General features: G+C 43.3%; 36 protein-coding genes, 1 rRNA gene and 1 pseudogene. 29 read left to right on the top strand and 9 right to left on the bottom strand.

Annotated features, from left to right (window positions below):
• Window positions 1-138: 138 nt before the first annotated feature.
• The 8 genes and pseudogenes from FS666_RS06590 to FS666_RS06560 all read left to right on the top strand — a co-directional run bounded on the left by FS666_RS06590 (window position 139) and on the right by FS666_RS06560 (window position 4,043).
• A complete protein-coding gene (locus FS666_RS06590) occupies window positions 139-537 on the top strand; it encodes a DnaJ family domain-containing protein (RefSeq protein WP_144461164.1) in 399 nt (132 codons plus the stop codon).
• Between the two features lie 186 nt (window positions 538-723).
• Window positions 724-1,524, top strand: coding sequence for a flagellar motor stator protein MotA (gene motA / locus FS666_RS06585; protein WP_144461165.1), 801 nt, complete (start codon window positions 724-726; stop codon window positions 1,522-1,524).
• Window positions 1,511-2,278 carry a flagellar motor protein MotB gene (gene motB / locus FS666_RS06580; RefSeq protein ID WP_144461166.1) on the top strand — a complete coding sequence of 256 codons (768 nt, stop codon included), beginning with the start codon at window positions 1,511-1,513 and terminating at the stop codon, window positions 2,276-2,278. The genes motA and motB overlap by 14 nt, the downstream gene beginning before the upstream one ends.
• 198 nt (window positions 2,279-2,476) lie before the next feature.
• The gene (locus tag FS666_RS06575) at window positions 2,477-2,722 is read left to right on the top strand and encodes a hypothetical protein (RefSeq protein WP_144461167.1); all 246 of its coding nucleotides are present in this window, start codon (window positions 2,477-2,479) and stop codon (window positions 2,720-2,722) included.
• A gap of 1 nt (window position 2,723) precedes the next feature.
• Entirely contained in the window at window positions 2,724-2,936 is a 213-nt protein-coding gene (locus FS666_RS06570) for a hypothetical protein (protein ID WP_144461168.1), read from the top strand.
• Between the two features lie 72 nt (window positions 2,937-3,008).
• Window positions 3,009-3,122, top strand: a pseudogene (locus FS666_RS20720) (hypothetical protein); the annotation flags it as partial.
• A 78-nt stretch (window positions 3,123-3,200) separates the two neighbouring features.
• A complete protein-coding gene (locus FS666_RS06565) occupies window positions 3,201-3,707 on the top strand; it encodes a hypothetical protein (protein WP_144461169.1) in 507 nt (168 codons plus the stop codon).
• A gap of 27 nt (window positions 3,708-3,734) precedes the next feature.
• The gene (locus tag FS666_RS06560) at window positions 3,735-4,043 is read left to right on the top strand and encodes a helix-turn-helix domain-containing protein (protein WP_186306510.1); all 309 of its coding nucleotides are present in this window, start codon (window positions 3,735-3,737) and stop codon (window positions 4,041-4,043) included.
• Window positions 4,044-4,110: 67 nt separating this feature from the next.
• Here the strand turns inward: FS666_RS06560 and FS666_RS06555 are convergent, their stop codons facing one another.
• Both FS666_RS06555 and FS666_RS06550 read right to left on the bottom strand, forming a co-directional pair.
• The gene (locus FS666_RS06555) at window positions 4,111-5,283 is read right to left on the bottom strand and encodes a pyridoxal phosphate-dependent aminotransferase (protein ID WP_144461171.1); all 1,173 of its coding nucleotides are present in this window, start codon (window positions 5,281-5,283) and stop codon (window positions 4,111-4,113) included.
• Between the two features lie 100 nt (window positions 5,284-5,383).
• Window positions 5,384-5,614 (bottom strand): DUF1128 domain-containing protein, encoded by a 231-nt coding sequence (locus tag FS666_RS06550; protein WP_144461172.1) that lies wholly within the window; start codon window positions 5,612-5,614, stop codon window positions 5,384-5,386.
• A gap of 313 nt (window positions 5,615-5,927) precedes the next feature.
• Here FS666_RS06550 and FS666_RS06545 point away from each other — a divergent pair, with 313 nt between their 5' ends.
• The 7 genes from FS666_RS06545 to FS666_RS06515 all read left to right on the top strand — a co-directional run bounded on the left by FS666_RS06545 (window position 5,928) and on the right by FS666_RS06515 (window position 11,787).
• A complete protein-coding gene (locus FS666_RS06545) occupies window positions 5,928-6,782 on the top strand; it encodes a YihY/virulence factor BrkB family protein (protein ID WP_186306509.1) in 855 nt (284 codons plus the stop codon).
• A 91-nt stretch (window positions 6,783-6,873) separates the two neighbouring features.
• Complete coding sequence (locus tag FS666_RS06540) at window positions 6,874-7,260, top strand: OsmC family protein (RefSeq protein ID WP_144461173.1); 387 nt, start codon at window positions 6,874-6,876, stop codon at window positions 7,258-7,260.
• Between the two features lie 28 nt (window positions 7,261-7,288).
• Window positions 7,289-8,362: a calcium/proton exchanger gene (cax, locus tag FS666_RS06535; protein WP_144461174.1), complete on the top strand. Its 1,074-nt coding sequence runs from the start codon at window positions 7,289-7,291 to the stop codon at window positions 8,360-8,362.
• An 82-nt stretch (window positions 8,363-8,444) separates the two neighbouring features.
• Window positions 8,445-9,248, top strand: a complete 804-nt coding sequence (locus tag FS666_RS06530) for a YfkD famly protein (protein ID WP_144461175.1) — start codon at window positions 8,445-8,447, stop codon at window positions 9,246-9,248.
• Window positions 9,249-9,503: 255 nt separating this feature from the next.
• On the top strand, window positions 9,504-10,301 hold the full coding sequence (gene pdaA / locus FS666_RS06525; RefSeq protein ID WP_144461176.1) for a delta-lactam-biosynthetic de-N-acetylase: 798 nt from the start codon (window positions 9,504-9,506) through the stop codon (window positions 10,299-10,301).
• 84 nt (window positions 10,302-10,385) lie between these two features.
• The gene (locus tag FS666_RS06520) at window positions 10,386-10,637 is read left to right on the top strand and encodes a DUF2188 domain-containing protein (protein WP_144461177.1); all 252 of its coding nucleotides are present in this window, start codon (window positions 10,386-10,388) and stop codon (window positions 10,635-10,637) included.
• A gap of 286 nt (window positions 10,638-10,923) precedes the next feature.
• Window positions 10,924-11,787, top strand: coding sequence for a DNA-3-methyladenine glycosylase family protein (locus tag FS666_RS06515; protein WP_144461178.1), 864 nt, complete (start codon window positions 10,924-10,926; stop codon window positions 11,785-11,787).
• A 218-nt stretch (window positions 11,788-12,005) separates the two neighbouring features.
• On the opposite strand, the gene FS666_RS06510 is transcribed toward FS666_RS06515, so the two are convergent.
• Together FS666_RS06510 and FS666_RS06505 are read right to left on the bottom strand one after the other, a co-directional pair.
• Window positions 12,006-12,185: a YfhD family protein gene (locus FS666_RS06510; protein ID WP_120072569.1), complete on the bottom strand. Its 180-nt coding sequence runs from the start codon at window positions 12,183-12,185 to the stop codon at window positions 12,006-12,008.
• A gap of 86 nt (window positions 12,186-12,271) precedes the next feature.
• Entirely contained in the window at window positions 12,272-12,394 is a 123-nt protein-coding gene (locus tag FS666_RS06505; protein ID WP_120072571.1) for a YfhE family protein, read from the bottom strand.
• Between the two features lie 120 nt (window positions 12,395-12,514).
• Here FS666_RS06505 and recX point away from each other — a divergent pair, with 120 nt between their 5' ends.
• Both recX and FS666_RS06495 read left to right on the top strand, forming a co-directional pair.
• Window positions 12,515-13,315, top strand: coding sequence for a recombination regulator RecX (gene recX, locus FS666_RS06500; protein WP_120072573.1), 801 nt, complete (start codon window positions 12,515-12,517; stop codon window positions 13,313-13,315).
• Between the two features lie 19 nt (window positions 13,316-13,334).
• Window positions 13,335-13,649, top strand: coding sequence for a YfhH family protein (locus FS666_RS06495; protein WP_120072576.1), 315 nt, complete (start codon window positions 13,335-13,337; stop codon window positions 13,647-13,649).
• A gap of 57 nt (window positions 13,650-13,706) precedes the next feature.
• Here FS666_RS06495 and FS666_RS06490 read toward each other — a convergent pair whose 3' ends face one another.
• The gene (locus FS666_RS06490; protein WP_120072616.1) at window positions 13,707-13,844 is read right to left on the bottom strand and encodes a YpzG family protein; all 138 of its coding nucleotides are present in this window, start codon (window positions 13,842-13,844) and stop codon (window positions 13,707-13,709) included.
• Between the two features lie 43 nt (window positions 13,845-13,887).
• A complete protein-coding gene (locus FS666_RS06485) occupies window positions 13,888-14,058 on the bottom strand; it encodes a small, acid-soluble spore protein K (RefSeq protein ID WP_120072578.1) in 171 nt (56 codons plus the stop codon).
• A gap of 92 nt (window positions 14,059-14,150) precedes the next feature.
• Here FS666_RS06485 and FS666_RS06480 point away from each other — a divergent pair, with 92 nt between their 5' ends.
• Window positions 14,151-14,420, top strand: a complete 270-nt coding sequence (locus tag FS666_RS06480; RefSeq protein WP_120072580.1) for a YfhJ family protein — start codon at window positions 14,151-14,153, stop codon at window positions 14,418-14,420.
• A gap of 88 nt (window positions 14,421-14,508) precedes the next feature.
• Here FS666_RS06480 and FS666_RS06475 read toward each other — a convergent pair whose 3' ends face one another.
• Window positions 14,509-15,489 carry a metal-dependent hydrolase gene (locus FS666_RS06475; RefSeq protein ID WP_120072582.1) on the bottom strand — a complete coding sequence of 327 codons (981 nt, stop codon included), beginning with the start codon at window positions 15,487-15,489 and terminating at the stop codon, window positions 14,509-14,511.
• Window positions 15,490-15,668: 179 nt separating this feature from the next.
• Here FS666_RS06475 and mutY point away from each other — a divergent pair, with 179 nt between their 5' ends.
• The 5 genes from mutY (at window position 15,669) to FS666_RS06450 (ending at window position 20,396) form a co-directional block, all read left to right on the top strand.
• A complete protein-coding gene (mutY, locus tag FS666_RS06470; protein WP_144461183.1) occupies window positions 15,669-16,739 on the top strand; it encodes an A/G-specific adenine glycosylase in 1,071 nt (356 codons plus the stop codon).
• 61 nt (window positions 16,740-16,800) lie between these two features.
• Complete coding sequence (gene fabL, locus FS666_RS06465) at window positions 16,801-17,550, top strand: enoyl-[acyl-carrier-protein] reductase FabL (RefSeq protein WP_120072585.1); 750 nt, start codon at window positions 16,801-16,803, stop codon at window positions 17,548-17,550.
• Window positions 17,551-17,635: 85 nt separating this feature from the next.
• Window positions 17,636-17,827: a gamma-type small acid-soluble spore protein gene (locus tag FS666_RS06460; RefSeq protein WP_120072587.1), complete on the top strand. Its 192-nt coding sequence runs from the start codon at window positions 17,636-17,638 to the stop codon at window positions 17,825-17,827.
• Between the two features lie 233 nt (window positions 17,828-18,060).
• Window positions 18,061-18,591, top strand: coding sequence for a nucleoside tri-diphosphate phosphatase (gene ntdP / locus FS666_RS06455; protein WP_120072589.1), 531 nt, complete (start codon window positions 18,061-18,063; stop codon window positions 18,589-18,591).
• Between the two features lie 59 nt (window positions 18,592-18,650).
• On the top strand, window positions 18,651-20,396 hold the full coding sequence (locus FS666_RS06450; protein ID WP_120072591.1) for an ABC transporter ATP-binding protein: 1,746 nt from the start codon (window positions 18,651-18,653) through the stop codon (window positions 20,394-20,396).
• A gap of 112 nt (window positions 20,397-20,508) precedes the next feature.
• Here the strand turns inward: FS666_RS06450 and FS666_RS06445 are convergent, their stop codons facing one another.
• Window positions 20,509-21,582: an FUSC family protein gene (locus FS666_RS06445; RefSeq protein ID WP_120072593.1), complete on the bottom strand. Its 1,074-nt coding sequence runs from the start codon at window positions 21,580-21,582 to the stop codon at window positions 20,509-20,511.
• 168 nt (window positions 21,583-21,750) lie between these two features.
• Between FS666_RS06445 and FS666_RS06440 the strand changes: the two genes are divergently transcribed.
• The 4 genes from FS666_RS06440 to perR all read left to right on the top strand — a co-directional run bounded on the left by FS666_RS06440 (window position 21,751) and on the right by perR (window position 24,071).
• Complete coding sequence (locus tag FS666_RS06440) at window positions 21,751-22,170, top strand: ion channel (RefSeq protein WP_120072595.1); 420 nt, start codon at window positions 21,751-21,753, stop codon at window positions 22,168-22,170.
• 76 nt (window positions 22,171-22,246) lie between these two features.
• Complete coding sequence (gene bcp / locus FS666_RS06435) at window positions 22,247-22,720, top strand: thioredoxin-dependent thiol peroxidase (protein WP_120072597.1); 474 nt, start codon at window positions 22,247-22,249, stop codon at window positions 22,718-22,720.
• Between the two features lie 268 nt (window positions 22,721-22,988).
• Complete coding sequence (locus FS666_RS06430) at window positions 22,989-23,537, top strand: cob(I)yrinic acid a,c-diamide adenosyltransferase (protein ID WP_120072599.1); 549 nt, start codon at window positions 22,989-22,991, stop codon at window positions 23,535-23,537.
• A gap of 96 nt (window positions 23,538-23,633) precedes the next feature.
• A complete protein-coding gene (gene perR / locus FS666_RS06425; RefSeq protein WP_120072602.1) occupies window positions 23,634-24,071 on the top strand; it encodes a peroxide-responsive transcriptional repressor PerR in 438 nt (145 codons plus the stop codon).
• 397 nt (window positions 24,072-24,468) lie between these two features.
• On the opposite strand, the gene FS666_RS06420 is transcribed toward perR, so the two are convergent.
• Window positions 24,469-24,816: a YgzB family protein gene (locus FS666_RS06420; RefSeq protein WP_144461179.1), complete on the bottom strand. Its 348-nt coding sequence runs from the start codon at window positions 24,814-24,816 to the stop codon at window positions 24,469-24,471.
• Window positions 24,817-24,967: 151 nt separating this feature from the next.
• Here FS666_RS06420 and FS666_RS06415 point away from each other — a divergent pair, with 151 nt between their 5' ends.
• Window positions 24,968-25,822, top strand: a complete 855-nt coding sequence (locus FS666_RS06415; protein ID WP_164876327.1) for a nucleotidyltransferase-like protein — start codon at window positions 24,968-24,970, stop codon at window positions 25,820-25,822.
• A 287-nt stretch (window positions 25,823-26,109) separates the two neighbouring features.
• Window positions 26,110-26,176, top strand: a 16S ribosomal RNA gene (locus FS666_RS06410); the annotation flags it as partial.

The raw sequence follows: 26,176 nt of genomic DNA, 5'->3' as shown, positions 1-26,176 counted from the left end.
CGGGGGAGACCTTTGGAGGAAACCCGCCATCTATAACGACGGCTTGCCCGGTCACACCATTAAGCCCGACATAGTGAAAAATGATTGATCGATTTTTTAAAAAAGGACATGAATAATTAGTAAAGCCATGATGCTATAATGAAGGCGGGAGGTGCTAAGGTGGATAAGTTTTATAACATTTCCGAGGATAAAATCCGCAAAGCCTATGAGAACGGTGAATTTGACAACCTTCCCGGAAAGGGGAAGCCGCTTCCTCGAGACAAGTTGAAGGGGATTCCCGATGATTTAAAAATGGCCTACCGGGTTTTGCAAAATGCCGGCTTTTCTCCGGACGAAATGGGGGCCAAAAAGGAATTGATGACAATCGAGGATCTGATCCGCCACTCCGAGGATGAACTCGAAACCGAGGAACTAAGAAAACAATTAAGCGAAAAGTTGCTTAAGTATAACAGCATGCTTGCAAAAAAAGGAATCAAGACGAATTCGTCCGTTTTTAAACGATATGAGCACAAAATTGAAAGAAAGTTTTTTGACTAAGAACAATAACAGTGTACGCCGGGTATCACATCAAATGCAGGTTTTTCCTCTCTGGCAACTTCCAGACTTTTATCAAATTTTATCGGCTCTGGAAAAACATAGAAAAAGGATGATGAATGACACTTAAAACTTTATTGCTTCAGCCGATATTATAGATAAGACATTTTAAAGTATAGGGTGAAGCAAATGGATAAAACATCATTGATCGGGGTTGTTCTCGGAGTCATTGCCATTGGGGTGGGGATGGTTTTAAAAGGTGTTGACATTACGGCATTGCTGAATCCGGCAGCCATGTTGGTCATTTTCGTGGGGACCGCTGCCAGTGTCACAATCGCCTTCCCATCATCCGAAATTAAAAAAATCCCGAAATTGTTGGGTATCATTTTCAAAGAAACGAAGATGCCGAGACCAAAGGAATTGATTATCCTTTTTTCTGAAATGGCGCAGCTGGCTAGAAGGGAAGGATTGCTTGCCCTTGAAGCAGAAATGGAAAAAGTCGATGAACCTTTTTTAAAGCAGGGCCTTTTAATGGCGATTGACGGCCAGAGTGCCGACTACATAAGGGAAGTTCTCAGCGACGAAATTGATGCAATGGAAGAACGGCATGCTGCCGGAGCGCAAATTTTTACCCAGGCAGGCACTTATGCCCCTACATTGGGAGTATTGGGAGCTGTAATCGGCTTGATTGCCGCTTTGGGAAACATGGATAATACTGACGAGCTTGGAGCAGCCATTTCTGCGGCTTTTGTTGCAACGCTTTTTGGTATTTTTACAGGCTATGTGCTATGGCATCCATTTGCGAATAAATTAAAACGGAAATCCATTGAGGAAGTAAGATTGAAAGAGTTGATGGTAGAAGGAATTTTATCCATCCTTGAAGGAGAGGCTCCGAGAATGATAGAGCAGAAGCTGGCTTCTTATCTTCCGGAGACAGAGAGAAAAGAATTGCAAGATGAAAGTGAAGTGGCGGCAAATGTCCAAGCGTAAACGAAAAAAGCGGCATGAAGATGAGCTGGGGGAGTCCTGGCTTCTCCCTTATGCGGACTTAATGACACTGCTTCTTGCTCTTTTTATCGTGCTGTTTGCGGCTAGTTCCGTGGATGCGCAGAAATTTCAGCAGATCTCTAAAGTGTTCAGCGGGATTTTCGTCGGAGGAGACGGACCGGTTGAGTTTGAAAAACCATTGGAAATAGAAGAGCAGATTGATGAAACCAAGGATGACCCTAAAAGTGATCCGATGGAGCAATTCGCAGATGAGATAGCCGATTTGAAAATCCTTGAGGCGCTTAAAGAGAAGGTTGATAATTACATTCAGGAAAAAAAGTATGAGGACAAGTTTTCCACTTCATTGACATCGGAAGGATTGCTGATCACGATCAATGACAGCGTGCTTTTTAAATCCGGAAGCGCCGATGTAAGGGAGAGCGACAAGAAAACCGCAAAGGAGCTTGCAGCATTGCTCGAAATGGAGCTGCCAAGAAGCGTGATTATCAGCGGGCATACTGACAATGTTCCAATCAAAAACTCGGAATTTCAGTCCAACTGGGAACTGAGTGTCATGAGAGCAGTCAATTTCATGAAAGTGCTGCTTGAAGATGAAAAATTGGATCCGCGTTTATTCAGTGCAAAAGGTTTTGGAGAATTCCAGCCTATCGCGGATAATAAAACAGCCAAAGGCCGGGAAGCCAACAGGCGGGTCGAAGTACTGATCGAGCCTTATATACCAGATGAAGAGAAGTGAAGCATGCAGTTGGATATTAGCTGTGTGCTTTTTTTCGCAAACTTATTTCTTGGGAAATGAATGATTAAAAAATAAAGGATGGGTGTCCTAACGGAAAACCATGGATACATAGACGATAGGCGGAAGCGGATCCCGGAGGTAGAAAAAGCCCAGGAAGACTTAAAGGCAACATTAAAAAAGATGGGAGAGGAAAAGTGAATGAGCACCAGCGATAAAAAGTTACTCAATGCTTTGGTTAGGTTTTCAAAAGATTTTGGGGTCAGTCCGCCGCAATCATTAGAGGTTGATATGTGGTGGAAAAACGCCTTACAGGAAATGGATTGTGAACAAATTAATTTTATTGAACAATGTTTTAAGAGCTATGGCCGCCGGCATTGGATTTTACAAGCCATGATGAATGAATTGTACAAGCGTAAACATGAACTGGATCCACAGGGAACCTAATATGAACATACAATCAATAACGCCGGATCAGTACGCTGCCATAAAAGAAATAAGGGAATTTCTGCATCAAGTGGCAGAAGATAAAAGGGATAGATATGTTTTAGAGGTGACGGATTATAACGGTAAACGCCCCGAGATCGTTTCCCGTGGTGAATATCTCGAATTTGTTGTTACTTATGTAAAAAAGCAGTTATCAGTTTTTGATAACAAATGAAACCGGGGAGAGCGGGGAATGAGTCGCTCCTCTTTATTTTTTCCTTAAAAGAATCATCGAACGCGGGATAGGGAATTGATGCAGGCAATCAGGGAGAGCCAGCAGGCCCGGATTGAAGCGCCAGCGGCACAAGAGCAGGAAAAGGAGTCCAAGAAGAAATCATTTTGGCGGCGGTTATTTCATTAAAAAATGGTTCAAAAAAGGAGGGGCTTATCATATATGAAATAAATTTTTTAACAATTTGTTGCATATATGATAGAATAAATGGTAAACATAAAAGCAACGGTTATTTCATGGCCTAATCAGTACGGTGTTAAGCAATTTGATGATTATTTAAAAACATTGCAAAACCGGGCACAACGTTCTCATAATGATGCTGTCAAATTTGCTTTTGTATTAAACGCAATTGATTTTATGCGGTTTGTAAGTTTAGACATGCTTCCACAAAATGAAGAGGAACGTTTTATGGCAGAATTAAAAATAGAGCTTGGTGGGAAAACCTACAGCCAATCATTCAGGCTGATCAAGCCGCTTAGGAAAGAAAATATTTACGAATTGCGAATTGATTTTAGTGAAAAGTTTTACTGGCGGTTTCGAACAATATTCTTTCCGTATGTTCATAACGGTGACCTTTTCCATTGTTTTGTTTTCCCTTTTGAAAAAACTCAACAAGTAAAGTTTAACTTAACGGACCATTTTCGAGATAAGGCATTTGCTCTTTATCATGATTTGCAAAACGATCCTGGAAAATACGTTAATTGTTTCGAGTAAACAATAACCGTTTAGGAGATGTTAATTATGTCTGATTTGTTTAAGCTAGGAACGGAATTATTAAAAGAAATTCCAAATCCGGAGCTACAAGAAAAATTCTTTGGAATCGCTGGTGTCCATGCCAGATTATGTTTTGGTGCTAGAATGGAAAAGGGATATACACAACAACAACTTGCCGATCTTGCTGGTGTAGGGGTTACAACCATTCATAGGATAGAAGGTGGCAGCGGTGGAATCACTGATAAAATTTTAGAAAAGGTATTTAACGCTCTGGAGGTTTCCCATGATGATATTGGGGAAGCCTTTAAAAAAAAGTCCGTTAAAATAAAGAATTAGTTAATGCTTAGAGCCCAGGTAAATTGCCCGGGCTTTTTTATTGTCTAAAAAACCATCCTTCAATAAATTAAAAAATGCCTAATCCCTTTATTCTCAAAGCGGCTTCACGAAGGCGCTCTTCCGATGTCAGCAGTCCAACCCTTACGTATCCTTCCCCATACTCTCCAAAGCCGATTCCGGGTGCTACGGCAACATGGGCTTTTTCCAGGAGCAGGCCGGTGAATTCCTCAGAAGTATATTTTTGCGGCACCTTCAGCCAGGCAAAAAAAGAACCTTTGGGCGATCTTACATCCCAGCCGATTTCCCGAAGGCTTGAAATGAATACATCTCTTCTCTTTTCATACATGGCACTGATTTCTTTTGCGCACCTTTGTGAACCCAACAGGGCTTCGGCAGCGGCGTCTTGGACAGCGCCGAACAGGCTGACGTATAAATGGTCCTGCATCAAATTGATGGCTTCGATCACCGACGCATTTCCTGCAGCAAAGGCAACACGCCAGCCAGCCATATTATATGTTTTGGAGAATGTGTAAATTTCGACGCCTGTTTCCTTCGCACCTTCCGCCTGCAGGAAGCTGACAGGTTTCTTTCCATCAAATCCGATGCCGCCATAGGCGAAGTCATGAACGACACAAATGTTACTTGCAGAAGCATATTCAACTGTTTTCCGGAAAAATTCCTCGGTGGCGACAGCACCTGTAGGATTATTCGGATAATTCAATATCATCATTTTCGCTTTGCTTGCCGTATCTTCCGGTATGTCATCAAAAGAAGGGAGGAAATCATTTTCCTCTTTCAGCGGCATCATTTCCATATGTACTTTTGCCAAAGCTGCACCAGACCAATAATCCGGATAGCCCGGATCGGGAACAAGCATCGTATCTCCCGGATCCAAAAGGCATTGGGGCAGCTCGACAAGGCCTGCTTTTCCTCCGAATAAAATAGCGATCTCTTTTTCCGGATCGAGGAGGACGCCGTATTCTCTCAGATAAAAATCAGCAGCGGCCTGCTTTAGCTCCGTTTTCCCGCGAAAAGGAGGGTATTGATGGTTTTCAGGATGATCGGCTGCTAGCTTAAGGCGCTCAACGATATGCTGCGGTGTCGGCTGGTCGGGATTTCCCTGGCCAAGGTTAATCACATCATGGCCTTCAGCCCTCACGCTGTTCACCTTTTGAACGAGCGACGCGAAAAATTGTTTCGGCAGACTTTTCAGCAGCCGGGACTGTTCAAACGTTTTCAACGATATCACCTTTTTGTTTGAATTCTATTAATCTAAATGTTAGCCCTTTATACACTCTATGTAAAGGGCACATAGAAAAAGAGAGCCCTACTTAGGGCTCTCACTCCGTACCTTTTCGGAGTCTTCCGATCTCTTCGGCCAAAGCCTGCATTTCACTTGGGCTGAAATGGTCTTTTTTCATGACCATTTCATGGATTTCCAATAATTCTTCGTACATTTCATTGTTGATGCTTTCCGGCTTCATGGCAGCAGCATTGACCATGCGCAATTTCTCTGTTATCTGCCCGATTAAATACTCAATATTCTCGGGTGTGTTCTTTGATAAATCCACTTGGTTCATCCTCTCGGGGCTGTATTTATGAATACAATGATTTCACGCATGCGATGGGTTGTCAATACTTAAAGCCTTCCCGATACCGGGAAGGCAGGAATTTTTATGCAGTCTCTTTTCTCGCTTCAGTTTTTTCCTCTTTAATATTGTCCAGTGTTCTTTTTGTTTCATAACAATTTCCATATACCAATCGTCTGAAAAAAATAGAAGGATTGTCAAGTTGATTAGTTCATTTGGAAAAATGTTTTGCTAAGATAGGGAAAGGTAATTATATAAACCAACAGAAAGTATGAAGCGACAAGGGGTGTTCCAATTGGGAATGAAAAAGGTAAAGCGCCGAAAAAAAAGAAATAAAATAATAGATTTCGGCAAAGAAATAGCAAGAAGAATCAGTGATAACGATGTAACGGGCTTTGCTGCCCAACTGTCCTATTTTTTTCTTTTGTCCCTTTTTCCGATGTTGATCTTCCTGTTCACCTTGCTCCCCTATACTCCATTAACCCAGCAGGATATATTTCACACGATTAAAGATTTTGCACCGCTGGAAACCTATACGATGATCGAAAGGACCATTTCCGAAATCATGGATAATCGGAGCGGAGGCTTGTTGTCTGTAGGTTTTATAGCCACTCTTTGGGCAGCTTCAAAAGGAATGAATGCCTTGATGAAGTCTTTGAATAGAGCATACGAAGTGGAGGAAAAACGCTCTTTCATAGTAAGCAGAGGTTTATCCATTGTATTGACAGTGGCCTTGATTTTCGTTTTCATCCTTGCGCTGCTTTTGCCTGTATTTGGCAAGCAGCTCGGAATGTTCATTTTCTCCTATTTGGGTCTTTCGGATCAATTCCTAAAAATTTGGAATGTTATCCGATGGGTGTTGACACCGGTTATTTTATTCCTGGTTTTTCTCGTCGTTTATTATTTGGCGCCAAGTATTAAAATACGGTGTGCAACTGCCGTGCCGGGTTCTATTTTTGCCAGCGTCGGCTGGATTGCTGTTTCACTCGGTTTTTCCTTTTACGTATCCAATTTTGGAAACTACACTGCGATGTACGGCAGTATCGGAACCATTATCGTCATGATGCTGTGGTTTTATTTCTCGGCCATCATTATCATGGTTGGGGGAGAGATCAATTCTTATTTTACAAAAAAAGCAGGGAAAATGTAATGAACGGGCCTTGATGAAGCCATTATTAGGAAAAATTCGGTAAAACTCTCATGTAAACAATTGGCCGACAGGCTTTGAAGGGGGAGATAAGATGGAATTCAAAATGAAAGAAGGAGGTTTCTTTACGGAGCTTCCATATGGAAAACTTGATGTCTCAGGTGATGAAAACTATGGGTTTAGGCCCTATCAATTATTGGTTTCTTCTTTAGCGGTCTGCAGCGGAGGTATACTGCGCAATATATTGGAGAAAATGCGGTTAGATGTGCAAGATATTCAAATTACTGCTGACGCCGAAAGGAACAAAGGAAAGGCCAACAGGATTGAAAAGGTTCATCTGCATTTTAAAATAACAGGGACGCAGCTTAAAGAGGAAAAGCTTGAAAGAGTGATGGAGCTTACCAAAAAGAATTGTGCCATGGTTCAATCTGTTGAAGGCGCAATAGAAGTGGCTGAAACATTCGAGATCATCGAGGTGTAGGCGGCTTAGTCAGGAGGAGAATGAGAGGATGATAAATAAAATATTTTTGATTCTGATTGTCGTGGGATTGCCGGCATCGGTTATTGGATCCATGCTGCATTGGCCAAGTGCAGCGATGTTTGGTGTTTATTGTTTAACAATCATTGCACTGGCAGGGGTAATGGGGAGAGCAACGGAAAGCCTGTCAATTGTGGCGGGACCGCGGATCGGCGGACTGCTGAATGCGACTTTCGGCAATGCGGTGGAGCTGATTATTTCCATTTTTGCCTTAAAGGCGGGTCTCATCGGTGTCGTCCTCGCTTCCTTGACAGGATCTGTCATCGGGAACCTGCTTCTGGTAGCAGGGCTGTCCTTCTTTATCGGGGGCTTGAAATACAAAAGGCAGGTATTCAGCATCTATGATGCTCGGCATAACGTCGGATTATTGATGTTTGCGGTGATTGTCGCTTTTTTGATCCCTGAATTATTCACGACCAACATGAATGATCAAAAAACGATGGCTTTAAGCATCGGCATTTCCATTATCATGATCATCCTCTACATGGCCGCTCTATTTTTTAAGCTGGTGACACACCGGGGGGTGTATCCTGTAACCAAACATCATGGGGTAGAAGATGTTGACGAAGAAGAGGAGGAAGAACCCGAATGGTCCAAGTGGAAAGCGATTATTATACTCGCCCTTGCTACACTGGCAGTCGCCTATGTGTCCGAAAAGCTTGTACACACCTTTACGGCGGTTGGGGAACAATTTGGCTGGTCTGAGCTGTTTATCGGGGTCATTATCGTAGCCATTGTCGGGAATGCAGCGGAGCATGCTTCCGCCATCATTATGGCATATAAGAATAAGTTGGACGTGTCCGTTGAAATTGCAATTGGGTCTACACTTCAGGTAGCCATGTTTGTAGCCCCAATCCTTGTACTTGCCTCCTTGTTTTTTCCGACAAACATGCCGCTTGTATTTACGGTGCCGGAGCTTGTTTCGATGGCAACGGCTGTTTTGCTTTCCATTGTTATCATTAATGACGGTGAATCCAACTGGTTTGAGGGGCTGACGATGCTGGCGGCATACTTTATCATGGGGATCGGATTTTATTTGCTTTAACAGGGATAATCCTTCAGGTTTTTGAAAAAATAACCGTAAAATCATTTTCTATTGCCGGTTACACGAAAGGAGCAAATGCAACATGAAACGGCATCACATCATCCTGAAGGTGTTCACCCTGTTGATTTTCTTATCGGTGCCTTCAGCGGTAATGGCAGCTAAAAAAGAAGGCAGTAAAGAAAAAGGTGTGGAGGTTCCTTCCTCTGTTGTAAACATAAGCAAAGAGAACACTTTTACAAACCCTGCACCTGACCTGCCACGCTTGCAGCCAAGCAATTTTACCAAGGAGCTGTTGGAGTCATCCAAGATAAAAATAGAAAATCCGAAATTGATCCGGATGCTGAATGAATCGGTGGCGACCAAGTCACCTTTTTCATTCGGTGCCAGAGCAACCATTTACTTGGGTGAATGGCCTTTGAATTATAAGTCACAAGAAACAACTCCGAATTGGCAATATCAAAAGGTGAATACAAATTTTTATGACAACCGCGGCGGAACAGGGAATTATCAAATACATTATGTCCAAGAGGCCCAAAAAATCATCAAAGGCGGCCTTACAGCCAAAGTGGGCCAAGCCGAAGACGTTCAAAAAATGATGCAGCAAAAAGCGTTTGAAAAAGTGAAGCTGCCGCTGTCTTTTGAAACAGCTGTCGGCGGAGGGACGAAGCATCACCAGGTTTACAATATACCTCCGACAAGAATGGGATATTTATATGCTTACGCACCGGCAGTGCATGAAAAGGGCAGCCTTACGTTCGGTGAAGTCTATCTGGTGATGAAAGGTTCGAAGCACAGAATCATTGTTAAAAATGTAACTTCCCAAGAAATCGGTGCCTGGATACCGATTCAGGACCATTTAAGCTTTTCTTTTGAAGCGAAGCAATAAGGTTCAGGTGCATGCCTGGGCTTTTTGTTTGGTTTGGCGGCTGTGACCGCTAATTTTCGTTTTGCCTGCTTGTTCGGTAGGCATAGGCATTGAATGCCTCCCGAGTTATCGAATATCCCTGATGTTCGGTAGGCATAGGCACAGGTATTTAAACTAAACAAAGCCCCTTTCGTCTTTCTTTTGGAAAACTCCACCACGGATGAATCATCCCGCAATGGAAAAATCTAAGGGAAAAGAGTGAAAGGCGGATTATAAATGAAACGATGGATGTTATTATTGCCTTTATTTTTTCTCGTTCTTTTTCAGGCGAACGCTGCCGAGGCCCTATCCAACAGCGCGATTCATTGGGGATTTAAGAAAGGGAGCGGTGGCAAGCAGGCGGAGGCCGGAGAGGCCTATGACAGCCTTCTTGAAAAATATGATGCGTTTTATAAAGGAAATCCAAGAGACAAGGTTTTGTATTTAACCTTCGATAACGGATATGAAAATGGTTATACTGAAAAAGTATTGGATGTATTGAAAAAAGAAAAAGTTCCCGCAACTTTTTTTGTGACCGGCCATTATTTGGAAAGTGCTCCCGATCTGGCCAAGCGGATGGTTCAAGATGGCCACATCATTGGAAATCACTCATGGAGCCACCCGGACATGACCGGGATCAGTGATGAAAAGATCCAGGAGGAATTGGAGAGGGTAAAGGAAAAAACAGCAGCCCTGACAGGGCAGACTGAGATGCAGTACTTGCGTCCGCCCCGCGGCATTCTGAGCGAAAGAACCTTAAAGGTTGCAAGGGAACAGGGTTACATCCATGTTCTTTGGTCACTTGCCTTTAAAGACTGGCAGACAGATCAGCAGAAAGGATGGAAATATGCTTATGACAACATCATGGCCCAAGTTCATCCCGGAGCAGTGATGCTGCTGCACACCGTGTCCAAAGACAATGCTGACGCACTGGAGAAAGTTATCAAGGACTTAAAGAAAGATGGATATACGTTCAAAAGCTTGGATGATTATATGATGAGGGAGAAAATCAAAAATCCGATCATTTCACACTAAGCCCGGTCTTCCCGGGCTTTTATGTTTTTTTGTAAAAGGACCGGGTAAAGTGTAGAAATGATTGAAAAGGAGGAGGAAGACACAATGTCAAAGGAAGAGCGGAATGAATATTTTAAAGAGCGTGCAGGTACAGATGAAGCCAGGTTTCATGCAGTACCGTATGATGAGGGGAACTGGGCCGTCAAGAAGGAGGGAGTGGATGAGCCGCAATGTACCACCAACTCTAAGTCCGAAGCCGCAGAGGAGGCTAAAAGACTGGCAAAAGAAGCAGGGACCATGGCCTATATCCATGACGAAGACGGGAAAATCGACAGCCAGCATAATTATGAAGATTAGCCATGTTGTTCTATAATGAAGGCAGTTCCAATCGATTGAATGCGGAACTGCCTTTTTTGACAGAGTAAGAAAGAAAGTATAAGATTTTTTAGCTTTAAAATTTTGAACAAAGCCTTTTGTTGTCTAGCTCCAGCGCCTATCGACTAGCAGACTTCGCACCTCCTCCTACGATAAGTCAACATCGGCTCGTTCCTCGCCGTGTTTCCTTTATCTCGTCGGAGGCACTCCAGTCTGTACGTCGATGGGCAAGGCGCTTGCGCTTTTCTAATATAAGGGGGATGGTTATATGTGGGAGGAAATAGCTGTCATAGGTGGTCCTTATCATTTTGATTTGGCTTTGGAGAGGCTTGCTAGAGATCCGTTGAATATCGTCGACAAGGAAAAACGCCTGATCCGGGTTCCGATTTATAAAGAGAAGCCGGAAGTAGCCGATGTTCAGGCAGTCGGTACAACAGAGCACCCTGCTTTTATGATCAGGGGAAGCAATATTCAAACAAAACAGCAGGTGATGGATAGAATTGCTTCCATTTTCCAATGGAATCTGCCGCTTGTTGAAATTCATCAGCATTTTTCAACAACAGCATTGAATGATATATTCGAAATTCATTTTGGAACGCCGATTGTACTGGAATTTTCACTGTATCCTGCTTTGATAAGACCAATCATTCATCAGCAGGTCAATATGTCATTCGCCATTTCCCTCACTGAACAATTTGTGAAAACGTTCGGCTTTGAAATCGAGGACGTCCCCTTTTTCCCAATGCCTGAAACGGCAGCAAAAATGAACGCCGGTGAATTGAGGAATCTTCGTTTCAGCCAGCGGAAGGCAGAATATATCATCGATCTTTCGAAGATGATTGCCAGCGGAGAGTTGAACCTTGCAGAACTGGCGGAAAAGCCCGATGAAGAAGTGGTAAAGGAACTGGTGAAAATAAGGGGGATTGGCCCATGGACGGCGCAAAGCTTCTTATTGTTTGGCCTGGGAAGAAAGAATCTGTTTCCCATGGCTGATATTGGCCTGCAAAATGCGATCAAAAAACTATATCAGTTAGACAGAAAGCCTACATACGAAGAAATGGAAAATTACAGCAAAGATTGGCATCCCTATTTAAGTTATGCCTCCTTCTATTTGTGGAGGAGTATTGAATAAGCCGGCGTTTCTGAGAAAAGCGCAAGGCGCCCGCCTATCGGCGACAAGCACAAGACGAATTGCGAGGAGGCAGCTTTTCAGCCACCACAGCAATTCGGCTTGTGACCTCGAGCCGATGGCGCCTGGAGCTGGACATTATGTAATCTTTGTTTGAAGAGAAAGTTCGGTAAAATTTTATGCTTTCTTTAAATAAAAAAGGAAGGCACACATGTACCTTCCTACCGCCGTTTGGCTCTTTGGTCTGCGGCCTCAGACCTTGCCAATGCTTCTAGGTCGTCATTGTCCGCAAGTTCCCTTGAAAACTCAATATCACGTCCGTCACTCTTTAACTGCTTTGGCACTTGCGGAAGCTTTTGCTTATTTTTATCGCGGGTTTTCTGATTTTGTGAGCGTCCCATATACTCAAACTCCTTTTTCTTGGGATTTGCAGCATTGCCTGCTTCCATATTATTTGCCTAACACATTTTTTCACTCATGAAAAAAGTTATCTTCGTCCCCTTTGTGAATAACCGCCCGCCTGGTCCGCCCGCTTGAACTCCCGTTGGTACAGTACCTCCTGGGTGGCTGAAAGCTTATTTTTCGACCTGTATTCCTGCTTTTTCTTCAACCTGCACACCTCCTAAAGAATTAACATCAGCTTTTCCTTAAGGCATCATTCTAATACAGCCACGTGTTCGCCTGTTTATGATAAAATAGAAATGAATTGATATGGATGAGGGTGAAAAACATGCCCGTTATCACCAAAATAGCTGTCCAAAAGAAAAATCAGAGCCGTTACAATATTTTTCTCGATCACGTTTATGCGTTTGCTGTAGATGAAGATATCCTGATCAAATATCAGCTTACAAAGGGAAAGGAATTGTCGGAGCAGGATTTAACACGGGTCCAGCATGAAGATGAGATTCGAAAGGCGTATCATTCAGCCATACAATTTTTATCCTACCGCATGCGCTCGGCTCTTGAAATCAGGGCTCACCTGCAAAAAAAAGAATGGCCTGATTCAATCATTGATGTTGTTTTACAGGAACTGACTATACAAAAATACATTGATGACCTGGAATTTGCCAAAGCCTATGTGCGGACATATGCCAATTCGGGGAAAAAAGGGCCGCTTGTGCTGAGACGGGAGCTCGCAAATAAAGGGGTTCCCGAAATAAAGATAAATGAAGCATTGGCTGAATATAATAAAGAAAAGCAGGTTGCAGATGCAATCCGTTTGGGCAATAAGTATGCCGCCCAAAATAAAAAGCTCTCAGAACGAATGCTTAAGCAAAAATTGGAATATACATTGTCAACTAAGGGCTTCCCGCCTGAAATCATCCTGGCGGCGATGGATGGAATCAATTATGAAAAAGACGAAAGTCTTGAATGGGAAACCCTGAAAGCAGAAGCGGAAAAAATGAAACGGCGATACAAAAAATATACAGGTTACGAATACAGGCGGCGGATGCAGCAGGCCCTTTTTCGCAAAGGATTCACGATCGAGCTGATCAACCGGTTTATGGATGAAGACGCAGAAGAAGGATGAACAAGGATGGGGTGCTAAAATGGAAAATGAAAAAAGATACAGCCAAATGAGCGAAGAAGAACTGAAAAAAGAAATTTCCCTAATGACGGAAAAAGCCCGCAAAGCCGAGCAAATGGGCATGGTGAATGAATTTGCCGTTTGCGAAAGAAAAGCTGTCATGGCCAAGGCCTATCTTTTAAATCCAGATGATTTTAAACCGGGAGAAATATACGCAATTGAAGGGGACCCCGGAGCTTATTTTAAAATTGATTACATGAATGGCGTTTTTGCCTGGGGATACCGTTTGGGCGGATCGGGAAAAGAAGAGGCGCTGCCGATTTCAATGTTAAAATAAAACCAGCACAGCGATCTATTGCCGCTGTGCTCATTATTTTTATGTCAAATTGAAAAATCACCGTTTGTACCGTTTGACGGCATCTATTTCTAATATGATTTGCTCCTGGGTCTGCTGCGTTTGTCCGTTTACCTGGGATCCACCATGTTTTGGACGGTACCAACCCCTGTTAAACGGTGTCAGTTCGCGGTTCATATGAGAATTTCGGTCTTTCTGCAAGGTGCAGCCTCCTCTGTCATCATGATTGAATACGCTCGTCTTCCCTTGCTCCGGATGCTCTCATTCTTCCCTGCGGATCTGTGTTCGTTGTTCCGTCGGCACGCTTTGAAGCAAATTCGGGTTTTGCACGAGGTTCTCCTTCAAACCTGTGATTGTTGCCATATGGGAAATCCTTTGCTTTGTTGCGCAATGGTCATCGCCTCCTTGTATGCGGAAAGATACCGCATACTGTTATTTTGACTTGCGGCATGAAAAATACGACTGGAAAAAGGAGCGAGTTTCATGAATGATTATTATGAAAGGTTAACCAGTCTGTTAATGGAAAAGAATCCAAACTTATCTTATGGAAGAGCGAGGACTTGGGTGGAACTGTTGTGGGAGGATTTCGAAACGACGTATGCCAAGGCAGGGAGGAAATATCAGGGGAAAGCTGTCGCCGAAAAAGTCGTCAGAACCTGGGTGATTCAATATGGGGACAAATTGCATGAGTTTGCCGCGCTGAACCCAAAATATGCCCATATGCTGAACGATGAGGAAGATATACTCCATTAAAAAACAGTGTTGAAAAAGTTTGGGGCTTTTTCAACACTGTGATATCCTTTATCTCTGTACGTCGCTAAACGAGCGCTTCGCTTTTCTATCAGTCAGTCGCGACTCGCAGTTTTTTTCTTAATTTTTCTTCGCTGTAAACCCAGCCTGTATATGAAGTGATGATCTCCAAATCATCGGTCAGTTTGACGATGGCAACAAACGGGTAATGTCCGTTGCTGCGGTATCTGAGATCGATAAAACGGACTTCAGTAAAGTCTTCATGTCTTTTGACTTCCCAGCGGTAGATCGGAGAGAAGGATAAAAAGGCCGAAACATTCTTATCTTTCTTGGCAGCACGGAAAATTTCTGTATCAGGTACAGGAATGCGTTTGAACTTATCAAAGATGGTAAGGGATCTTCTATAAGCTCTTCCCACGTAATAATGGTCCTTCGTTGTAACGGCAATCCGCCACTGATTAAAGTACATTGTGGAAGCGACGATGATCCGGTCTGCATCAGGCAGCGTTTTAAGCACCGCAGACCGCACCATCTGCTGCATGACATACCGAAGGATGTAATAAAATGCAATGACCACATACATGACAAGAAAGGTGTAGCCTGGGTCGCCCCCCAGCAGCCAAATGACAATCCCTACCACATGGATGCCGAATATATAAGGGTCAAAAGTGTTAATCATTCCAAGAGCTACCCATTTTGAAGAGAGCGGGCGAAGCGCTTGGGTTCCGTATGCGTTGAAAATATCTACGAAAACGTGCAATGAAACAGCAACAAGCGACCAGATCCAAAGATGGGCCAAGTTTGAGCCCGGAAATATCAGATTTACAAAAAACGCGACAAGAATTGACCAAAACAAAACCGCTGGAAGCGAATGGGTAATTCCCCTATGATTCCGTATATATACCGCGTTATTTCTAAGCTTTAGAAAAGTATCAATGTCAGGAATTTGCGAGCCGATGATTGCAGCAACGAGCACACTCTGAGAATTAACAGTAGTTTCCGCCACAACTGGATCAAGTGTGGCCAGCCCGCCAATTGCAAATCCCATCACTACGTGAGTAGCTGTGTCCAATCTGGATCCTCCTCCGTGAAGGGATTTCTTGCCTTCTTTTCTGTATATTATTTTAAATATACGTGAATTGCAATGAATTAAATGTGAATAATCTCATGATCATTATTCCCGTTAAAAAGGATGAATAACCTGTGAAAGAAAGCAGCACAAAACAAAAGATACGAGATAAGATCGACCGGATGGATAAAGAAGCATTTCAAACCGATCTGGTCCAGTGGTTTCAAGAGGAACAGCGCGACCTTCCGTGGAGAAAAAACAATGATCCATATAAAGTATGGGTGTCTGAAGTCATGTTGCAGCAAACTAGAGTTGATACAGTTATACCATATTATAATCGCTTTTTGGAAAAATTTCCAACCATCGAAGCATTTGCAAACGCTGATGAAGAGTCTATATTAAAAATTTGGGAGGGCCTCGGCTACTATTCAAGGGTGCGAAATCTGCACACAGCCGTCAAGGAAGTGGTGGTTGATTATGGAGGCAAGGTGCCTGATAAAAAAGAGGAGATTTCAAAGCTGAAAGGTGTAGGCCCATATACCGCCGGCGCCGTACTCAGCATCGCCTATGGAAAGCCGATTCCTGCTGTTGACGGAAATGTCATGAGGGTTCTGTCACGCATATTGCTGATCACAGACGATATTGCCAGGCCGGCCTCAAGAAAAACTTTTGAAATTGCCGCAAAGGGATTGATGTATCACGAAAATCCATCTTATTTTAATCAGGCTTTAATGGAACTGGGAGCACTGATTTGCACCCCGACATCTCCCGCCTGCCTGTTATGTCCCGTCAGGGAGCATTGCCAGGCTTTTTCGAAAGGTGTTCAGGATCAATTGCCCGTCAAAACGCGCAAGAAAAATACAAAGCATGAAGATCTTCTTGCTGTTGTATTGAAAAATAAAGAAGGGAAAATTTTAATCAATAAGCGGCCTGAGAAAGGATTATTGGCCAATTTATGGGAATTTCCGAATTTGAAGGTTGTTCCTCTTCTTGATAAATGGGAAATCTTGCAGGACTTTTTAGCCACAGAATATTCAATTGACGCCGTTATTGAACATGCGGCTTTTACAGAAGTACAGCATGTCTTTACGCATTTGACCTGGAAAATTGATGCTTATGAAGGCAGGGTTATGAGCGGAAATATTGAGGGACATGAAAGCCTGAGATTTGTGACAGAAGAGGAATTGGAGGAATTTGCATTCCCGGTTTCCCATCAAAAAATATGGCGGGCATATAAGGAACGGGCCCGGTAGCTTTGCACCGGACAAATTCCCATGTAAAATAGTTTAAAGTCAAATCGAAAGGTGGATACATATGAGCAGCAAAACAGCACTTGTAACGGGCAGCAGCCGCGGGGTCGGAAAAGCAGCCGCACTGGCTCTGGCCGAAAAAGGATATGATATCGTCGTCAACTATGCAAGGAGCAAAAAAGCGGCCCTTGAGACGGTGGAAGAAATTGAAAAGCTCGGGAGGAAAGCATTTCTTGTAAGAGCAAACGTCGGTGATGTCGAAAAAATCAAATCGATGTTCCGGCAAATAGAAGAGGAATTCGGAAGGCTCGATGTTTTGATCAATAATGCGGCGTCCGGCGTATTGCGCCCTGCGATGGAGCTTGAAGAATCCCATTGGGACTGGACAATGAATATCAACAGCAAAGCGCTGCTCTTCTGTGCGCAAGAGGCGGCCAAGCTGATGGAAAAAAACGGCGGCGGAAAAATTGTCAGCTTAAGTTCGCTGGGATCCATCCGTTATTTGGAAAACTATACAACGGTTGGTGTGTCCAAGGCGGCAGTCGAGGCATTGACAAGGTACTTGGCAGTGGAACTCGCCCCGAAAAACATCGTGGTGAACGCTGTTTCCGGCGGTGCCATCGATACCGATGCATTGAAGCACTTTCCGAACCGTGAAGAACTGTTGGAAGATGCTCGCAAAAACACTCCGGCAGGCCGCATGGTTGAAATTGCCGATATTGTCAAAACCATTATGTTTTTGATATCGGACGATGCTTCCATGATCAGGGGGCAGACCATTATCGTGGATGGCGGCCGCTCTATTTTAGTGTAGTTGCGGACAGGAAAAATATAATTCCCAAAAGGTTGGATAACAACTTTCATCTCTGGATACTCTAAGGTATGTGGAGGTGAGAACTGTGGCTAAAAAACCAAACCAATCTGAAACAAACGTACAAAAGGTAAGACAGCAAAACGCACAATCAGCAGGTGCACAAGGCCAATTCGGTACCGAATTTGCTAGTGAAACTGACGCACAGAACGTAAGACAGAAAAACCAGCAAGCCGAAGCTCGCAAAGGGCAAAACGCCGGAAACTTCGGTCAGCAGTAACAAAACATATAAAAACGGGAGGCCGCTTTCCGAGGAGAGCGGCCTCCCGTTTTTGCCATGTCTGAAATGTGCTTCGGTTTTAAAAAAGTCCCGAAACCGTTATAATAAAAAGTATCGATCCATTTAGACGAAAAAAATTGAAATTAGCAGCCAGCCCGGCCTACAAAAGGCCTGTAGCCCTCTTTTAAAGTAATGGGGGGCGCTTTTCGCTTTTTTAGAAAGTAGGGGAGATGATGGACATACCCACGGAAGGATCTAATATCCAAATACAGAGCTATAAACATAACGGAAGTATCCACCGGATATGGGCAGAAACAAAAGTACTGAAGGCCACGAACCATTTGGTCATCGGGGGAAATGACCGGACGCCGGTGACGGAATCGGACGGGAGAACGTGGATTACGAGAGAGCCTGCCATCTGTTATTTTCATTCGGATCTCTGGTTCAATATCATCGCCATGATCAGGGATAACGGCATTTATTATTATTGCAATCTTGGTTCTCCCTATGTTTATGATAAGGGGGCGCTAAAGTATATAGATTATGACCTTGATGTCAAGGTTTTCCCGGACATGACGTTTTCGCTTCTTGATGAAGATGAATATGAGTACAATCGCAAACTGATGGGGTATCCGGATGTTATCGATCATATTTTGAAGAAAAATGTTGACAAGCTTGTCCGGTGGATCAGGCAGCGCAAAGGCCCTTTTTCTCCGGAATTTATTGATATTTGGTACGACCGTTATCTTACATATCTTAACTGAGATATTCCTGTTGGCAGGCTCAACAGGTTTTATTTTTTGCGTTATAGAGGAGGAGCAGCATGGGGATTATTAAAAGATATTTGGCGTTTGTAAAGCCATACCGCTGGAGAATTATAGGGACATTGCTGATCGGAATTATCAAATTCGCCATTCCGCTGCTTATTCCTTTTTTGATGAAATATGTCATAGATGATATTATTTCCGTCAGTAATATGAGCGCTGATGAAAAAACCCGTAAATTATTTGTCACTATGATCATAATGCTTGTCATTTTTGCTGTCATTCGTCCGCCTATTGAATATTATAGGCAATATTTTGCCCAGTGGACGGCAAGTAAAATTTTATACGATATCCGTGACCGGCTTTTTACACATATTCAAAAGCTGAGCTTCAAGTTCTATTCGAATACCCGTGCAGGGGAAGTCATATCAAGGGTCATTAACGATGTCGAGTCAACGAAGGATTTTGTCATCACGGGCCTGATGAATTTATGGCTTGATGCAGCAACGGTAGTCATTGCCATTGGAATTATGCTGACGATGGATATTCCGCTTACTTTTGTATCGCTGGCGGTATTTCCGCTTTATATGATTTCAGTCAAATATTTTTTCGGGAATTTGCGAAGGCTCACGCGTGAGAGGTCGCAGGCGCTTGCGGAAGTCCAAAGCTATCTGCACGAGCGCGTTCAGGGGATGTCGGTGATCAAAAGCTTTGCTATTGAGGACCATGAGCAAACACAGTTTGACAAGAACAACTCGAATTTTTTGCAAAAGGCCATCAAGCATACGAATTGGACAGCAAAGGCGTTTGCTGTTGTCAACACGATTACGGACATAGCGCCGCTCATCGTCATTGCCTATGCGGGCTACCAGGTTATTCATGGGAATTTGACGCTGGGGACGATGGTTGCTTTCATGGGATATGTAGAGCGCCTTTATAACCCGCTCCGCCGGCTTGTCAATTCATCCACAACCCTTACACAATCCATTGCTTCAATGGACCGGGTATTCGAGCTGGCCGATGAAAAATATGACATCGATGACGCACCGGATGCTGTTGAAGTAAAAGAAGTGAACGGAAATATTCAATTCGATCATGTGACATTTGCCTATGATACAGATGAAAAGCCGGTTTTAAAAAACATCAACCTGAATGTAAAAGAAGGGGAAACAATCGCGTTGGTCGGAATGAGCGGAGGAGGAAAGTCATCCCTTGTAAGCTTGATTCCAAGATTTTATGACGTATCCGAAGGAGCAGTTCTGCTGGACGGTACGGATATCCGGAAATTCAAGGTCAGAAGTCTCAGGGATAAAATCGGCATGGTACTGCAGGATAATATTTTATTCAGTGATTCGGTCAAAGAGAACATTCTGCTCGGAAAACCGGACAGCACCGAGGAAGAGGTGATCCGCGCTGCAAAAGCGGCAAACGCCCATGATTTCATTATGGAATTGCCGAAAGGCTATGAAACAACCGTCGGCGAAAGGGGAGTCAAGCTGTCCGGCGGCCAAAAACAGCGGGTTGCGATTGCAAGGGTCTTTTTGAAAAATCCGCCCATCCTGATTTTGGATGAAGCCACATCGGCACTTGATTTGGAAAGTGAGCACCTCATACAGGAAGCGTTGGACGAACTGGCAAAAAATCGGACGACATTCGTCATTGCCCACAGGTTATCGACCATTACACATGCCGACAGGATTGTGCTCATTGAACACGGAGAAATTGTCGAAGTCGGGACACATCAGGAATTAATGGAGAAAAAAGGACATTATTATGACCTGTTCCAGGTTCAGCAGTTAAATTAGGGTCACCGGCAGTTCGTCCCGCCAGTGACCTATCAAAATGGAAACCCAACTAATAGGTGTGCCAATTTTGACAAGAAAAAACAGCCGCGGATTTCAAACCCGCGGCTGTTTTTCATTTTCCAATATCTACACGGCTTTCATCTTCATGGTATGTCTGGTAGGACCTGATCAATTTATCAAGCTGCTCCAGTTGCTCTTCATACTCAATGATGCCGGACAGGATGCGCATTAAATGATAGGGCTGGAAGACATCTTCCGGGTCGCTTTTTCGAATTTCACTGATAAACGAATCGCGCAGCTGGTCCCTGTCGGTTTCGCCGTAAAAGGCCTCATCCAGTTCGGCTTCCTGCCGCACCTTTCCCAAATATTTTAAAAGAAGCTGTTCGTGATAACCGAGCAGGTAATCGAGTCTTTCCCGTGTTGCAGCCTGCAAGTGCTCCGGAAGCTTATACAAAATGTTTTCATACTTTTGCTGAAGCTTCAAAATGTCAAAGCTTTTTTGGGTCACCTGGATCATCTGCCGGTAAATGACAAGCTTGCGGATCTTTGCAAGGCCCGACTTTTTAAAATAGCGCCGCTCTTCTTCATACATGGAATAGAGCTGGTTCACTTGGGTGAGCCTTTTTTTGATGCTGCCGATATCTTTCTTTAACAGCTGGTCTTCGGAGGCAAATCTGGTTGTCAGCCGGATCCATTTTAATATATCTTCGGTGACATCAGAAATGCTTTGGAACAGCTTTGTTTCATACTTTGGCGGCAGAAAAATAAGATTGACAACAAAAGCTGAAAGAATACCGATGAATATTGAGAATGTACGCAGAGATGCAAAGTACAAAAACTGTTCGGCAGGTGCCTCCATGATGACAATGATGGTGACAAGCGCCAGCCTGATGGAGTTTTCCAGTTTCAGCTTCACCATGATGACAATCGCAACAATTGCCGCCAATCCGACAATCAATAAATGGCTGCCGAACAGCAGATAAAACGTGATGGCCAATAGAGCGCCGATGATGTTTCCCTGTACCTGCTCAACGACGGACAGGTAGGAGCGATATATCGTCGGCTGGATGGCAAAGATGGCAGCAATGCCTGTGAAAATCGGTGAAGGCATGTTAAGAAGCTCTGCAATATAAAGTGCTAACGTAATAGCGATTCCCGTTTTTAGCATTCGGGCACCAAGCTTCATACTATATAATTCCTTTCTATACCTTGAGTGATGTAAAACACTAACCTTCATTGTATTATGCCGGGTGGTTTAGCGCAATTCAAAAACACGGCTGAGATTTGCCTGAATAGAAGTAAGAAAATTCACGTATATTGAAAGAGGGACAAGTGAAAAGGGCGGTGTCGGCGAATGTGGCATGTTCTGTTTTTGGGAGTGTTGATTTGCATTACTATGGCCTTAAGGCTGTTGTTTTTTCCCGCCCGCTTTAAATATAAAGAAGTGTCATTTGAAAACTTTGTTTTTTTGGGCATTACATATGCGGTGATCATGATCGGATTCGGAATTCTTTATCTGCTGCTGGATATGAGAGGCTTGTATGTATTTAATGATGTCGAGATGAATGCGTATGCAAGTTCTGATTTTTTGGCGAAATTCGGTACTTCCATTTACCTGAGTGCCGTCACTCTTTTTTCTGTCGGTTTTGGCGACGTTGCCCCTGTTGGAATCGGACGGCTTCTCGCTATTATTGAAGCATTGCTCGGCTACACCATTCCTGCTGCTTTTGTTGTGCGTACCTTTATTGATTTTGATCCCTCCTCGAGAAAATAAGACGGTGGCAAAATTTGAATTTCATCCTGAAGTTATGTACGCTAATATAAGATGATATTTGAAGGAGGCGGATTTCATGACAGTCAAAGAAAAAGAAATGGCACCTGATTTCAGGCTGCCCGCAAGTAATGGGGAAGAAGTGGCGTTATCCGATTATCGCGGTAAAAAGAATGTCCTTCTTTATTTCTACCCTAAGGATATGACGCCCGGCTGTACGGTACAGGCATGTGATTTCAGGGACATGCATGAAGATTTTTCCGGCTTGGATGCAGTGATTTTGGGAGTCAGCCCTGATCCACTTGAAAGTCATGATAAGTTCATCAAAAAACACGGCTTGCCGTTTTTGCTGTTGGCTGACACAGACCATCAAGTTGCCGAACTTTATGGGGTATGGAAATTGAAGAAAAACTTCGGCAAAGAATATATGGGGATTGAGCGTTCGACTTTTATCATCGACAAAGAGGGGACTTTGGCCAAAGAGTGGAGAAAAGTAACCGCGAAAGGCCATGCGGAAGAAGCATTGGAATACATAAAAGAAAATCTTTCATGAAGATTTTTTCGGAAAAAGCGGTCCATGTGCGGATCGTTTTTTTTTTTTTTTGCCCATTTTTTGATTGATTCCGGCTATTGTCCATTCCAAATGCATTAAAATACATAGCTTAAAGTACAGGGCATACCTCCTCAGTTAACATAAATAATTTTCGGACTGCGAAAGCGGTCCTCTTTTTGTGAAAGGATTATTATTGAGGTTCCTGCTTATACATAAAATACATAAAGCTGTTAAAATGTTAATAATACAATGGGATGGAGGATATGCAATGAAAATTTATACAAAGACGGGTGACAAGGGAATGACTTCTTTGGTGTACGGCACCCGGATTCCCAAAAATGATTTGCGTGTGGAGGCTTATGGAACGTGCGATGAAGCCAATTCAACAATCGGCCAGGCACTTAGTTTTTTACTAAACGAGCAGGAAGCGGAAATAATAGAGGTGAGGAAAGCATTTCATCGTATCCAAACCGTACTGTTTCATGTCGGGGCCGAGTTGGCAACTCCCGAAGGCAAAGAGGTGAAATGGAAGCTTACGGAAGGGGATATACAGGATCTTGAAAAGATCATTGACCGCTGGGATCAGGTGCTTCCGCCTTTAAAAAACTTTATTTTACCGGGAGGGCATCCGGCAGGGGCTGCTTTTCACGCGGCAAGGACCGTTGTTAGAAGAGCTGAAAGATGCGCTGTAGCGGTAGGGAATGTAAATCCCCTTGTCCTTTCTTATTTAAATCGATTGTCGGATCTGCTCTTTGTGGCCGCCCGGTACGTAAATACAAAGCTTGGGGCATCGGAGCATACTTTGCATGAAAACTAGGAGAAGCCATTGACAAAAAGCCTTTTCTACTAGTACACTATTTATAAGGATTATAAAATGATAATGAATTCTTTATGAGAAAAGAGGTGCATGGCGATGTTTGACGAACAACTAAAAGAAGCGATTAATACGTTGAAAAAAACAGGAGTCCGGATTACACCTCAACGTCATGCGATTTTAGAATATTTAATCCAGTCAATGTCACATCCGACTGCTGATGATATTTACAAATCTCTTGAAAGCAAATTTCCAAACATGAGTGTTGCGACAGTTTACAACAATCTGCGTGTTTTCCGTGAAGTCGGTCTGGTAAAAGAACTGACATATGGAGATGCATCAAGCCGTTTTGATTTTGTAACCTCCGATCATTACCATATTATTTGCGAAGAGTGCGGAAAAATCGTTGACTTTCACTATCCAGGACTCGACGAGGTCGAGCAACTGGCGGCCCACATGACAGGATTCTCCGTTGGACATCACCGTATGGAAATTTACGGTGTCTGCCCTGAGTGCAGCCAGAAAAAAACTCATTAAAAAAATCGCCTGAAATAAAGGCGATTTTTTATTTATAAGGAAAGAAAGCATATTTTTTCAAAGATATTCGTATAAAATTATTGTTCTTTGTCTAGCTCCAGCGCCCAGCGACTAGCAAACTTCGCAATAAGTCAACATCGGCTCCGACGCACAGGATGTGCTAGTGCAGGTGAAGCGACAGGACGTCGCTGCTTGAGCCTGCCTTCGTCGCCGTGTTGTCCGGCTGCGAGTGCCATCGGCGCAAGGATTAAGCCAATCGCTGCTGAAGGCAAACTACGCCTTCGCAAGCGTAGTCTAGCTTTGCGCCGATAAGCAGGCACTCTCGCACTTCCTTATCCTTTATCTCATTGCGGAGTGCTCCAGTTTGTACGTCGCTAAACGGGCGCTTCCGCTTTTCTTATTTCTTCCGATTATAACTTTCATCAAATTCTTTTCCCTCAAGCTCCGGATCTACAGTCAGAGGTTCACGGCAGTGCATGCACATATCCACCCGGCCGAGTATCTTGGTAGGCTTCCCGCAGTTCGGGCACTCGACTTGCAGTGCCTTTGTAGAAAGCATGCCGATCCAAAAATAAACAACGGTGCTCCCGATGATGGCGAGCAAGCCCAATATCATAAACAATGTCATCACAATCGGATGCTTTTGAAAGAAAATACCTATATACATGATAATGAATCCGATAAATACAAGACTTAACGCAAATGTGCGTATCTTATTAATTTTGCTTGAATATTTTTTTGCCATTCAAAGCCCTCCCAAAAATAAACTATACCACAAAGCTGCAAGAAAGCGTGTCCCGGAAACCAACAAATTGGAGAAGAAGGAAAAACAATTGTTCCTGTCGAATAAAAAAGAGACAGTATCAGTCATTTCAGCTTTTATTGGGGGAATGAAAATGGAAGATCTTATTCGGCCATTAGTTAATCACTGCGCTTCCCGGCCAACTACGGTTGCTGTATTGATGGTTAACCATACAAAAGAATTGACGGCTGAGGATTTGTTTGATGTAATAATCTATGCGGTAGCGACAGACCAGAAAAATCCTGAGCAGTCCAGGTATTTTGATGTACATGGTATCCGGGTTGGCCTGTTTATTGTGGATGAAAGACTTTTTCGCAAAAAAATGCTCTCCGGCACAATTTCACCCCATTTCTTATATGGAAGTGAAGTGCTGTTCGAACGTGACCGTTATATAGAAAGCATAAAAAAAGAAACACCCATTTATGATTGTCAAATGAAATTGGGCTTGGAGTTTGCCGAATTGATACAATCATATACAATTGGAAAAAATCTGTTTGAGGATGGACACTTTCCGGATGCTTATGATTTTCTTGTGAGTGCATTGCACCATCTTGCAAGGTTCGCCCTCATTGAAAAAGGGATTCAAGCAGGCACGGCTCTATGGAATCAAATTAAAAACGAAGAGCCGGAAATTTTAAAGCTTTTCGAGGAACTCATTAAAAGTGAAGAGCCGATTGAAAAAAGATTGGAACTTCTAATTTTGGCAAGCAGCTTTTTCATTTACTCGAAAACAACAAAAGGTTCCGAACACATTTTGGAAATTCTGAACGAAGGCGGAATTTGGAGCTATGAAATGATCGCGCAGCATCCCAAAATTAAAATCTATGGATCCAGTTTAGGGACGTTCCTGGAATATTTAATAGAAAAGGAATTAATAGTTCCAATTCAAGTGGAATCAACATTCACAGGTATATACGAGCGTTATTATCGAGTGAAAAAAACTTGTTGACAGAAATTGTTTTGTTTGCTATATTAGTAGACGTCGCTGTTAAGCAAGTTCGTAAGCGGCAGTTAAAAAACACAAAAAATATATTGACATAAGATGTTCAGATGTGTTAATATAAAAAGGTCGCTCAAGAGAGCGGCGGTTAAAAAGCAAGTTTGATCTTTGAAAACTGAACGAAACGAAACGTCAATAATTTTTAAGTCAGCTTTATTATGAGCTAAACAAACTCAGGGGAGCAAAGGCTAAGTTCGCCACGTCCTGTGGCAACGCCTTTGTTAGTACATCCTGTACTTCATGAGAGTTTGATCCTGGCTCAGGACGAACGCTGGCGGCGTGCCTAATACATGCAAGTCGAGC

Source organism: Siminovitchia fortis, assembly GCF_007681465.1.
Taxonomy (GTDB): Bacteria; Bacillota; Bacilli; order Bacillales; family Bacillaceae_C; genus Siminovitchia; species Siminovitchia fortis.
This window is presented reverse-complemented; position numbering and strand designations above follow the sequence as displayed.

What these genes read in the sequence shown, in the direction of transcription:
- FS666_RS06560 (WP_186306510.1), top strand. Translation starts at nt 3,735, where the DNA reads ATGTCTGATTTGTTTAAGCTAGGAACGGAATTATTAAAAGAAATTCCA.
- FS666_RS06490 (WP_120072616.1), bottom strand. Translation starts at nt 13,844, where the DNA reads ATGAACCGCGAACTGACACCGTTTAACAGGGGTTGGTACCGTCCAAAA.
- FS666_RS06520 (WP_144461177.1), top strand. Translation starts at nt 10,386, where the DNA reads ATGTCAAAGGAAGAGCGGAATGAATATTTTAAAGAGCGTGCAGGTACA.
- FS666_RS06510 (WP_120072569.1), bottom strand. Translation starts at nt 12,185, where the DNA reads ATGGGACGCTCACAAAATCAGAAAACCCGCGATAAAAATAAGCAAAAG.
- FS666_RS06565 (WP_144461169.1), top strand. Translation starts at nt 3,201, where the DNA reads ATGGTAAACATAAAAGCAACGGTTATTTCATGGCCTAATCAGTACGGT.
- perR (WP_120072602.1), top strand. Translation starts at nt 23,634, where the DNA reads ATGTTTGACGAACAACTAAAAGAAGCGATTAATACGTTGAAAAAAACA.
- FS666_RS06515 (WP_144461178.1), top strand. Translation starts at nt 10,924, where the DNA reads ATGTGGGAGGAAATAGCTGTCATAGGTGGTCCTTATCATTTTGATTTG.
- FS666_RS06530 (WP_144461175.1), top strand. Translation starts at nt 8,445, where the DNA reads ATGAAACGGCATCACATCATCCTGAAGGTGTTCACCCTGTTGATTTTC.
- FS666_RS06415 (WP_164876327.1), top strand. Translation starts at nt 24,968, where the DNA reads ATGGAAGATCTTATTCGGCCATTAGTTAATCACTGCGCTTCCCGGCCA.
- motB (WP_144461166.1), top strand. Translation starts at nt 1,511, where the DNA reads ATGTCCAAGCGTAAACGAAAAAAGCGGCATGAAGATGAGCTGGGGGAG.
- recX (WP_120072573.1), top strand. Translation starts at nt 12,515, where the DNA reads ATGCCCGTTATCACCAAAATAGCTGTCCAAAAGAAAAATCAGAGCCGT.
- FS666_RS06445 (WP_120072593.1), bottom strand. Translation starts at nt 21,582, where the DNA reads ATGAAGCTTGGTGCCCGAATGCTAAAAACGGGAATCGCTATTACGTTA.
- cax (WP_144461174.1), top strand. Translation starts at nt 7,289, where the DNA reads ATGATAAATAAAATATTTTTGATTCTGATTGTCGTGGGATTGCCGGCA.
- motA (WP_144461165.1), top strand. Translation starts at nt 724, where the DNA reads ATGGATAAAACATCATTGATCGGGGTTGTTCTCGGAGTCATTGCCATT.
- FS666_RS06570 (WP_144461168.1), top strand. Translation starts at nt 2,724, where the DNA reads ATGAACATACAATCAATAACGCCGGATCAGTACGCTGCCATAAAAGAA.
- FS666_RS06575 (WP_144461167.1), top strand. Translation starts at nt 2,477, where the DNA reads ATGAGCACCAGCGATAAAAAGTTACTCAATGCTTTGGTTAGGTTTTCA.
- mutY (WP_144461183.1), top strand. Translation starts at nt 15,669, where the DNA reads ATGGATAAAGAAGCATTTCAAACCGATCTGGTCCAGTGGTTTCAAGAG.
- FS666_RS06495 (WP_120072576.1), top strand. Translation starts at nt 13,335, where the DNA reads ATGGAAAATGAAAAAAGATACAGCCAAATGAGCGAAGAAGAACTGAAA.
- bcp (WP_120072597.1), top strand. Translation starts at nt 22,247, where the DNA reads ATGACAGTCAAAGAAAAAGAAATGGCACCTGATTTCAGGCTGCCCGCA.
- fabL (WP_120072585.1), top strand. Translation starts at nt 16,801, where the DNA reads ATGAGCAGCAAAACAGCACTTGTAACGGGCAGCAGCCGCGGGGTCGGA.
- FS666_RS06480 (WP_120072580.1), top strand. Translation starts at nt 14,151, where the DNA reads ATGAATGATTATTATGAAAGGTTAACCAGTCTGTTAATGGAAAAGAAT.
- FS666_RS06540 (WP_144461173.1), top strand. Translation starts at nt 6,874, where the DNA reads ATGGAATTCAAAATGAAAGAAGGAGGTTTCTTTACGGAGCTTCCATAT.
- ntdP (WP_120072589.1), top strand. Translation starts at nt 18,061, where the DNA reads ATGGACATACCCACGGAAGGATCTAATATCCAAATACAGAGCTATAAA.
- FS666_RS06450 (WP_120072591.1), top strand. Translation starts at nt 18,651, where the DNA reads ATGGGGATTATTAAAAGATATTTGGCGTTTGTAAAGCCATACCGCTGG.
- FS666_RS06440 (WP_120072595.1), top strand. Translation starts at nt 21,751, where the DNA reads ATGTGGCATGTTCTGTTTTTGGGAGTGTTGATTTGCATTACTATGGCC.
- FS666_RS06430 (WP_120072599.1), top strand. Translation starts at nt 22,989, where the DNA reads ATGAAAATTTATACAAAGACGGGTGACAAGGGAATGACTTCTTTGGTG.
- FS666_RS06590 (WP_144461164.1), top strand. Translation starts at nt 139, where the DNA reads ATGAAGGCGGGAGGTGCTAAGGTGGATAAGTTTTATAACATTTCCGAG.
- pdaA (WP_144461176.1), top strand. Translation starts at nt 9,504, where the DNA reads ATGAAACGATGGATGTTATTATTGCCTTTATTTTTTCTCGTTCTTTTT.
- FS666_RS06420 (WP_144461179.1), bottom strand. Translation starts at nt 24,816, where the DNA reads ATGGCAAAAAAATATTCAAGCAAAATTAATAAGATACGCACATTTGCG.